6 protein-coding genes and 1 tRNA gene are annotated in these 9981 nt (G+C 66.3%); 2 read left to right on the plus strand and 5 right to left on the minus strand.

All coding sequences use genetic code 11. From position 1 onward, the window contains the following. Window positions 1-105 precede the first annotated feature (105 nt). Window positions 106-3168 carry a hypothetical protein gene (locus tag ON32_RS07265; RefSeq protein WP_040789747.1) on the minus strand — a complete coding sequence of 1021 codons (3063 nt, stop codon included), beginning with the start codon at window positions 3166-3168 and terminating at the stop codon, window positions 106-108. Window positions 3169-3326: 158 nt separating this feature from the next. On the opposite strand from ON32_RS07265, the gene ON32_RS07270 reads away from it, so the two are divergent. After that, window positions 3327-5000 (plus strand): hypothetical protein, encoded by a 1674-nt coding sequence (locus tag ON32_RS07270; protein ID WP_040789750.1) that lies wholly within the window; start codon window positions 3327-3329, stop codon window positions 4998-5000. A gap of 390 nt (window positions 5001-5390) precedes the next feature. Here ON32_RS07270 and ON32_RS07280 read toward each other — a convergent pair. The 4 genes from ON32_RS07280 to ON32_RS30500 form a co-directional block, all read right to left on the minus strand. Further along, window positions 5391-5465: transfer RNA gene (locus tag ON32_RS07280), tRNA-Val, on the minus strand. Window positions 5466-5495: 30 nt separating this feature from the next. Beyond that, a complete protein-coding gene (locus tag ON32_RS07285) occupies window positions 5496-5960 on the minus strand; it encodes a peroxiredoxin (protein WP_040789754.1) in 465 nt (154 codons plus the stop codon). 84 nt (window positions 5961-6044) lie between these two features. After that, a complete protein-coding gene (locus tag ON32_RS07290) occupies window positions 6045-6467 on the minus strand; it encodes a DUF3052 domain-containing protein (protein WP_040789757.1) in 423 nt (140 codons plus the stop codon). Window positions 6468-6602: 135 nt separating this feature from the next. After that, on the minus strand, window positions 6603-7157 hold the full coding sequence (locus tag ON32_RS30500) for an Rv2240c family protein (RefSeq protein ID WP_040789759.1): 555 nt from the start codon (window positions 7155-7157) through the stop codon (window positions 6603-6605). Window positions 7158-7363: 206 nt separating this feature from the next. Here ON32_RS30500 and aceE point away from each other — a divergent pair. Continuing rightward, the coding region (aceE, locus tag ON32_RS07300) for a pyruvate dehydrogenase (acetyl-transferring), homodimeric type (protein WP_040789761.1) at window positions 7364-9981 on the plus strand (2618 nt) is incomplete at its 3' end.

Below are 9981 nucleotides of genomic sequence, written 5' to 3' on the forward strand. Positions count from 1 at the left end.
GTTCACCGAAGTCGCACCCCGAAGCGGAATGTCCACGGTTGTCCGTCCGCGGTGCCTGTATCGGGCCACCGCGCAAGTTGAGACGCGCGGTTCACCCGCGCAGGGTCAGGAGCTTTCCGACTCCGAACGCCGCCGCTCGATCGCCCGATCGATGATCGTGGGGCCGGTGAGGCCGAGATCGGGGTAGTCCCGGGCGAGTAGCGGTAGCAGCAGGGCTCCCACCTGCATCAGCGTATTGGAGCCGGAGATACTCCGATTCGGCTTGTCATCGAGGACGTTCCCGATGGATTCCAGCTGCCGGGTCGTGCTCTCCACTTGCTCGCCACTCGGTCTGAGCGACTGGAAGCCAGGACAGAAACCGGGACGGGTGTCGGCCCGGGCCTTCTTCGCCTCGCCGGTGATGGCGATCGATGTGATCGTCTTCGCGTTCTCGTCGATGGTGATGGCGAATCGTGGTGGGTTTCGTGGTTCGGTGAACTCGCCCAGTGTGGTGAAGGTGACGCCGGCCATCACGCTGAGTTTCTGCGGGGACTGGATCAAGGCGTGCTGGACATCGGCCCAGCTCATGCCTGCTATCGCATCCCTGTGTTCGGCCAGGCTGTCGAGGAAACCGCGCATGACCTGCTGCACACTGGTCATATTGGTCGCGGCGCTCACCACCGATTTGTCGCCTTCGATGGGCGCTATGCCATCGTCGACGAAGTGGGCGGGTAGATCCAGCTCCGCCCGACGTTCCGGAGGGATGGCGTCGAGAATGGGAGCGCGGTCGGCCGACCGCTCGTCCTTGATGGTGGCGATATCCCGCCAGACCGGGTCGAGCGCGTCCCAGCCGGCGTTCAGATGCTGGAGCGCCGCCTGCAGGAACGCATGCTGTCCACCGTCACGGGGGTAACCATCCTGGGCGTGCATGACGTAGTTGTCGTCCAACCAGCCGGCTTCGTACCCGGGAGGTTGATCCGAATAGGACATATCGAGGGACGCCCGGACCTGCTCCGGATGGCTCAGCATGAGGTTCAATGTCGATTCGCCGATCTTGAACTGGACGCATCCGGATGCGATGGAACGTTCGATCGTGTAGCGCATGTAGGCGAGTTGATCGGGGTGGAACACCCGAGACAGCGGCAGCTCGACCCGGGCCCCGTTGATATTGAACGGGACCTTCTCCTCGATGAACCGCCTGCCCATCTCCGCTATCACCTCCCGCGCCCGCCGGGGATCGGCCAGTACCTGCTGCATCCCTTCTTTTTGGAGGTCACGGACCCGCGACACGACTTCTCGGCGTACCTCGACCGAGGGAGTCCATTCCGTCGGGACGTGGTCGTCGGCATCGCCGACGACGTCGATGTCGAGCTCGCTGTCGTCGCGGGTCTCATCGGCGGAACCATCGCGGTCCGTCCGGTGGTCGGGAACACCGTTCCGGTCGCCGTCGGCCCCGGGTTCGGCCATGCCGCTCGTCTCGTGCGGCTCGGTGATGGGACCGGTATCGGCGTCGAGCGAACGCGGAGCGTCGCCCATGCCCATCTGCGATGTGGTGGCAATCGGCGCTGTCGACCCGGTACGGTCGGCCGATACGGTCGTCGGCGGTTCGGGTGACGAGGGTGAGGCCGCGGCTGCGTCTGCGTTATCGGTATGCCGGCCCGTGGTAGACCTGCCGGCGTCGGTCGATACCGGTTTGTCGGGGGCGATATCGACCGGTACCGGTTTGGCCGGCACGGCTTTGGGCGGGGCGATGTCGGCCGGTGCGGACCTGGCCGGGGCGGTCGGTTCGCCGGAGCGTGTCAGGGTATCGGTGTGCGAAGCGGGTGAGGCCGCTTTTTCGGCACCCTCGGGGCGGCGTGATGGGGCGGCGGACCGAGTGGAGGTATCGGAATCGGAGTGAGTCCGTTGGGTCACGTCCCGGCTCGTGCCGTACGACTCCGGGGTGGCAGGGTCGGTGGGGCGTCGTACACCGGTGCCGGAGTCCACCACGGTGTCGTCGGTGGTGTGCTTCCGGACGGGGGTCGGGCGGCCATCGGATGGTGTGGCGTCCGACGGGGAACTCGGTCTCGTCGTAGTGCTGTCGGTGATCTTCGTTACCGGCCCGTCGGATTTCGGACGGGGCGGTGTCCGGTCCGGAAGGGCGGAAAGATCCGGCGGGGAAACGGGTTTCCGATTTTCTTCGGTATCGAATCCGCGTGGTGCTTCTCGGCCCGCGCCGTGGGCGTGGAGAGCGAGACCGGCGCCTTCCACGAATCCGCCGGCGAAACCGGTGACCATATTGTCGCGTATCGCCGCGAACATCTCGCCGAGATCGTTGAATTCGTCATGGTGGATGATCAGGGACGGAATCGTGCTCACCGCGCCACCGGCCAACCCGCCGGCGCTTCCGAGTACCATGGTGCCGCCCAGATGCCCGGCCAGGCGAGCGAACTTGTTCGTTGTGAGACCGGCACTCGGTCGGCCCAGCACTCGCGGTGCCAGTCGGCGAGCGACCTCGGCGCCGGCGACTCCACCGAGTGCACCGGCGGCGGTCAGTTCCAACAGCGCTCTACCGTCGAATGTCTCACGGACCCCGCTCGCGATATCCCAGACCTGCGCGGCGACACCGGTTCCCCCGCCGACCAGGGCGCCGATTCCCGCTGTCCTGCCGATCACCCGCGCCGCCGCTCGCAGTGCCTCTCGCCTGGTCATAGCGGCGGCGCCCTGCTCGACCGTTACCCGTACGAGTTGGGTCACCGCCGCCCGCATGACCTCTTCGGCGGCAAGGCGATCGGACAGAGCCTTGAATCCTCCACCGTAGAAGAAGAGGACCGCGTCTCGGGCCAGTTGCGCGGCCAGGACAATGGCCGTGACATACACCACGTGTCGGGTGCGTTCGGCGGCATCGGCGGCGGCATGGCACTGGTGTCCCAGATCTTTCAGAACAGCGGCCTGCGCCCGTGTGAATTCAACTGTGCAGCGGTCTTTTTCGGCCAGGGCGGTACCGGTGGCGCTGTCGGTCGCCTGCGCTCCCCGCAATGCGGTGTACTCATAGGCGTCGGCGAGCGCCTCGAGCTCCGTACCTGCTCGAATGCATGCATCGCCGCGGGCACGGGTTCCCGGGTCGTCGAGTCGTGGTAAATGCCCGATCACCAGGTCGCGTAGCGCGACCGGAACCTCCGCCATCAATGCGGTCGTCTCCACCACCATGCCCCTTGGTGTTCATCCCCCACCCGCTGTCGTATCGGTACGGCGGTCGACCATATCCCCAGCAGCACAGCAATTCTCGACACTGGGAACCCGTCCGGACGGTGTAGCTATCCTTGTGACCCGCAGCGTAGGGGTTCTCATGTGCATGGAGCATTTTCATGGGTGGGCAATTCTGGATGGACTCGGGCGAGCTTCGGGCGATCGCACCCGAGTTCGACCGTATCGGTAACGAGGCGGAAGCCATTCTGCAGCGGCTTCATGAGGTCGTGGAGGCCACGGGCGAACCCTGGGGCGACGACGATGCCGGTAAGGCCTTTGCCGAGACCTATCTCCCGGACGAGCGACGGGCATTGTCGGACCTCGATGAACTGACGCGCGTACTCCGACATCGCGGTGACGACCTGCGTGCTGTCACTGCGGCTTTCGAGGAGCAGGATCTGGCCTCGGCCCGGCACATCACCGAAGCCGGTTCAAGGGCCTCGGCGGCACCGCTGCGCCAGGACGCTCTCTCGCTCGGGTTCGGTGATCCGTCGGGGCCTGTGCCGCTGCCCATCGGCGCGCCGACTACCCCACCACCGCAGGGTTCCCCCGAGCCGTCGCATCGACAGCGATCGGTTCCGCCGGCAGCGCACGACATCTCGTCGGCGGTGCATGACACCTCACCGATGGCGCGTGATGTGGAACCCACCCCGGCGCCCGGTCCCCGTCCCGACCATGCGGTCGGCCGGCCGACCCACGCCGCTTCGGCCGATACCGGAACCGCCGGAACTCCCGTGGTAACCGCCGGGTCCACCACGCCCCTCCCGACATCTCGAACGAATACCGAGCGCATCGGTATCGGCCTGTCCGACCGAAGCGTCGCCTCGCGGCCCGGAGGCAATCCGATGGGGCGAACCGTCGCTCCTCGGCCCGAAAAGAACGTGACACCGTCGACCGGCCCCGGTGATCCGGGTAGGCCATTGCCGTGGTCTCCGCCGCTCACCGACCGGAAGAGTCCGCGGATCAGCACTTCCCCCGCATCGGACCTCCCACCCCGTGTCCCGGTTCGGCCCGAGGCCCGACCACAGAACCGAAAGGTCGAGCTCGCCCGCTCGAGCTCCCCCGAGAGTGCCGAGTCGGTGGCCGCCCGCCTGACCCGGGAACTCGCCGAACGACACAAGGTACGGGTATTCGGTTTCGACACACCCGGGGTGCCCGATGAGGTGCTGACCGAACTCGTCGCCGCGGTCGACGATCTGCTTCCCCGCTATCCGGCCCTGCGCCTGGATGCCATCGGCATCGGTGAACTCCCGGGCCGGAACACAGCTCACTTCCAAGGTGATACGCGGTCCCCCCGGATCACCCTGGCCACCCGAGCGGCCACCGACCCCGAATGCCTACGGCAGGCGATCGCCGCAGAGGAGGACGCCGGGTTCCTCGCGCCCGGGTGCGCCGAGCGGCCCGTCTACTCCTGTATCGTGCGAGAATTCGGCGCGGCACTGGACGCGGCCGGTGGGTTCCGAGCGCGCGCGATGGCGCAGCGAGCGCTGCTCACCACCTATCTGGCGCAGGCCGGATCGCATCGGAAGCGATCGCTGCACCGCACGGTGGCAGACTTCCGGATCTGGCGCGCGCAACTGTGCGGCCGCAGCTTTCGCGATGGCCGATTCGATCCCGCAGCGGCACTGTCCGAAGCCTTCACCGGCGTCGTCATGGCCCCCGATCGGGTCACGGCTCCGGTGCTCGCACTGCATCGGCTGCTCGTATCCACCGTTGCCGAATCCCCAACCGCCGCGGGGCGTTCGCGGACCAGGACGGAACCCGCGCGGTGTCCTGTCCCGTGGGCCGGGTGATACGGCCGGATAGATCGGTTACCGTCCACGTGGCCGTCCCACCTCGATCGAGTGGGACGGATGGTCTCGCGGTCGGAAGCGAGACCGCCGGTAGGGCGATGGTGCTTCGGAATCGTACCGGCGATCATCGAGCCATGGCGAAGACCTGGCGAACGATATCGCGTTGCCCGAGCAGCGTCTGTATCCCTCTGCTCGGATTCGCTCCGGGGTGGAACCGCCCATCTCTACGGCCAGTTCAGGGTCGATGATGCGGTGAGCCGAGGAGTTGTCGAGATATTCGAGGCCGGCGAAGAGCTGCCCCCGTATCACACCGCGGCGTTGGCGGCGGCCCGAACCATCCGGGATCGGGAGGGACAACACACGGACGACGAGTATCGACCTGAGGGTCGGTGGTGGGCGCAGACGGGTTCGAACCGCCGACCGCTGGTGTGTAAAACCAGAGCTCTACCACTGAGCTATACGCCCTTGCCGCCCCGGGAGATCCCGGGGAACGGACTATGAATCTAGCGCGGCGAGCGCTTTCTCCCAAGCCGCCTGGTCACGGGCCTCGCCGGGGCCGTTCATCTCCGCGAAACGGATGACTCCCTCGGTGTCGATCACGAAGGTGCCCCGGTTGGCGATTCCGGCGTCCTCGTTGAAGACACCATAGGCCTGGGCGACGGCGCCGTGCGGCCAGAAATCGGACAGCAGCGGGAAGGTGTAGCCCTGTTCGGCGGCCCAGATCTTGTGGGTGGGGGAGGGGCCGACGGAGATGGCGAGGATCTCGGTGCTGTCGTTCTGGAATTTGGGCAGCTCGTCGCGAACCCGGCACAGCTCACCCTGGCAGATGCCGGTGAAGGCGAGGGGATAGAACACCAGCAGGACGTTCTTCTTCCCCCGGTAGTCCGACAGGGTGACTTCCTGGTTGTTCTGGTCTTTCAGGGTGAAATCCGGCGCAACAGTGCCGACCTCTAGTGGCATGGGTGGACCTCCGTCGTATCGGGTTCGTGCCGTGGGCAGCGCAAACCCATCGAATCATGGATGGGGGCGGCGGCTCCGGCCGGGTCAGCGCTGCTTCGACGGCGCCTTGGGCTGAACCAGGCGGCTGCCGGACCATTCGCCCAATTTGACGGCCGAGGTCTGGGTGAGACCGGCGGTGGGGGCCGCTTCGGCGATCTCGCTGGGGTCCACGTGGCCGGGGTTGCCGGTCTTGGGGGTGAGCACCCAGATGAAGCCGTCCTCGGACAGCGGTCCGATCGCCTCCATCAACTGGTCCACCAGGTCGCCGTCACCGTCTCGCCACCACAGCAGAACGACATCGATGACCTCGTCGGAGTCCTCGTCCAGCAGCTCGCTGCCGATTACCTCCTCGACATCGGCCCGCAGGTCGTCGTTGGTGTCTTCGTCCCAGCCCAGCTCCTGGACAACCATGCCGTGGGTGATGCCAAGCTTCTGAGCGTAATTCTGCGCGTCCGCCGCGGCGACCACGGTGGCGTCCTCCTCAACTCCCGACTACAGATAACTGCAAGCGAACATTGTTATCGGCCCCAACGCAAGCCGATCGGGCCAATCGAATTCTGCCTGTTGCCTCGACATGCCCTCTGACCGGCGCGAATACCTCGATCAGGTGGGGCAGGCCGCCCGGACGGCGTTTCGCGCGTCGTTCACCCGTCGGCTGGCGTCGTTGAGCGGACCGACGGGGGCGGTGTAGGTCATCTCCTTGGCCGCCCGAGCGAGGGCGCGGGCCGCATCGACGTATTCGGTGAACTTGGCGGCCAGGTCCGAGGGCAGGTCCTCACCGGCTGCGTTGACCCCGGTTTCGACCTTGGTGGCGGCGTCTTCGAGGGTGGCGACCGCGGCGTCGCGTTTGGACACATAGTCCGGGGCGTTGGAGTCGTGGGCGTCGACGAACTCGTTGTACTTGGTCACGCCCACCCCGGTGGTTATCGGGAACTGGTTGCAGTTGTCGGCGATGGCCTTGTCGCGGGCGGCGGCCTTCCGGGAGGAGGTGGCGGCCGCGGACGACGAGGCTGCTTCGCTCTTATAGGCCGCCAGGTCGCCGGCATTGGGCGTGGCCGCGCCGTCGATCTGCTCGGCGCATCCCGCGATCGTCGCGCCGGTGGCCAGAGCCGCCGCGGCGGCCACCAGCCCTATTCGGCGCGGATCCAGCAACTTCATCGTCCTCCCCACTCCTCGGTACAACTCCAGCGTCCTGCCTGTCGAACGGTACTGGATCGGCGGCTGCGATGATGACCTGGGACGCACCATCGGCAAGGATGGATGGTGCATCCGAGACATTTCGTAGACGGGTGGTGCGCACACCAGCGGACCGCCCGGGGTTAGCGAAGCCATCAGCTCGACCACCCCCTGTACGAGGAGCAGTTTTGACCGATCTGATCCACTCTTCCGCTCCGGCGGAGCACGCTGCGTCCGATACCACCCCTGTGCGCGCCGCGAACGGCACGACCCCCGGCGGGCGAGTTCGGGTGATCCGCGAGGGAGTGGCGTCCTACCTACCGGATATCGATCCGGAGGAAACCAGTGAATGGCTCGAATCCTTCGACGACATGCTCGAACGAGAGGGTCCGGGCCGGGCGCGCTATCTGATGCTGCGCCTGCTCGAACGTGCCGGTGAGCGTCGGGTATCGATCCCGGCCCTCACCTCCACCGACTACGTCAACACCATTCCGACCGAAAACGAACCGTGGTTCCCCGGCGACGAGGAGACCGAACGACGGTATCGGGCCTGGATCCGTTGGAATGCCGCGATCATGGTGCATCGCGCGCAGCGCCCGGGGATCGCGGTCGGCGGCCACATCTCGACCTACGCGTCCTCGGCGGCGCTGTACGAGGTCGGCTTCAACCACTTCTTCCGGGGCAAGAACCACCCCGGCGGCGGTGACTCGGTTTTCATCCAGGGGCACGCGTCGCCGGGTATCTATGCCCGCGCGTTCCTGGAAGGGCGGCTGAGTGCCGAACGGCTCGACGGGTTCCGTCAGGAGTACAGCAAGGGCGGCCTGGGCAAGGGGCTGCCGTCGTATCCGCATCCGCGGCTGATGCCCGACTTCTGGGAATACCCGACGGTGTCCATGGGGCTGGGCCCGATGAACGCCATCTACCAGGCGCGGTTCAACCACTACCTGCACGACCGGGGTATCAAGGACACCTCCGATCAGCACGTGTGGGCGTTCCTCGGCGACGGCGAGATGGACGAGCCGGAGTCGCGCGGTCTGGCGCATGTGGCGGCCCTGGAGGGTCTGGACAACCTGACCTTCGTGGTGAACTGCAACCTGCAGCGCCTCGACGGTCCGGTGCGCGGTAACGGCAAGATCATCCAGGAGCTGGAGTCGTTCTTCCGCGGCGCCGGCTGGAATGTCATCAAGGTGATCTGGGGTCGGGAGTGGGACGCGCTGTTGGGCGCCGACCGCGACGGTGCGCTGGTGAACCTGATGAACACCACCCCCGACGGTGACTACCAGACCTACAAGGCCAATGACGGCGCCTATGTGCGGGAGCATTTCTTCGGTCGTGATCCGCGCACCAAGGCGTTGGTGCAGGACCTGACCGATCAGGAGATCTGGAACCTCAAACGCGGCGGCCACGACTACCGCAAGGTGTACGCGGCGTACGCGGCGGCGCTGGCCCACAAGGGGCAGCCGACGGTGATCCTGGCCAAGACCATCAAGGGTTACACCCTCGGCAAGCACTTCGAGGGTCGCAATGCGACCCACCAGATGAAGAAACTGACCCTGCAGGACCTCAAGGACTTCCGCGACCTGCAGCGGATCCCGATCAGCGACGCCGAACTGGAGAAGGACCCGTATCTGCCGCCGTACTACCACCCGGGTATGGACGCCCCGGAGATCCAGTACATGTTGGAGCGCCGCAAGGCGCTGGGTGGTTTCCTGCCGGAGCGTCGCACGACCGCCAAGCCGCTGAAACTGCCCGGCGACGAGGTGTACAAGACGGTGCGCAAGGGTTCCGGCAAACAGAATGTCGCCACCACCATGGCGCTGGTGCGGTTGATGAAGGAACTGCTGCGCGACAAGGAGATCGGCAAGCGGATCGTGCCGATCATCCCGGACGAGGCCCGTACCTTCGGTATGGACTCATGGTTCCCGTCGCTGAAGATCTACAACCGCAACGGCCAGCTCTACACCTCCGTCGACGCGGAGCTGATGCTCGCCTACAAGGAGAGCAACGTCGGGCAGATCCTGCACGAGGGCATCAACGAGGCCGGGTCGACGGCGTCGTTCACCGCGGTTGGCACCTCTTACGCCACCCATGGCGAGCCGATGATCCCGCTGTACATCTTCTACTCGATGTTCGGGTTCCAGCGCACCGGCGACGGTCTGTGGGCCGCGGCCGACCAGCTGGCCCGCGGGTTCGTCCTCGGGGCGACGGCCGGGCGCACCACCCTGACCGGTGAGGGGTTGCAGCACAATGACGGACATTCGTTGTTGTTGGCCTCCACCAACCCGGCGGTGGTCTCCTACGATCCGGCGTTCTCCTACGAGATCGCGCATATCGTTCGCGACGGTCTGCGCCGCATGTACGGCGGCACCCCCGGTGTCGAAGGGTTCGGCGGAGAGAACATCTTCTATTACCTCACCCTGTACAACGAGCCCTACCAGCAGCCGGCCGAGCCCGAAGGGCTCGATGTGGACGGTCTGTTGAAGGGTCTGTACCTGTACCGGCGAGGTGGGGAAGGTCAGGTGCGGGCGCAGATCCTGGTGTCCGGGGTCACCGTGCCCGACGGTCTGCGCGCCCAGCAGCTGCTCGCCGAGGACTGGGGTGTGGCCGCCGACGTGTGGTCGGTGACGTCCTGGAGCGAGTTGCGGCGGGAGGCGTTGGCGAAGGAGACGCAGGCTCTGCGGCATCCGGAGACCGATCCGGGCACGCCGTACGTCACCCAGGCGCTGTCCGGTGCCGAGGGGCCGTTCGTGGCCGCCTCGGACTGGATGCGGGCCGTTGCGGACCAGATCCGTCAGTGGGTGCCCGG

The organism is Nocardia paucivorans NBRC 100373, from assembly GCF_000308675.1.
In the GTDB taxonomy this organism is placed as follows: Bacteria; Actinomycetota; Actinomycetes; order Mycobacteriales; family Mycobacteriaceae; genus Nocardia; species Nocardia paucivorans.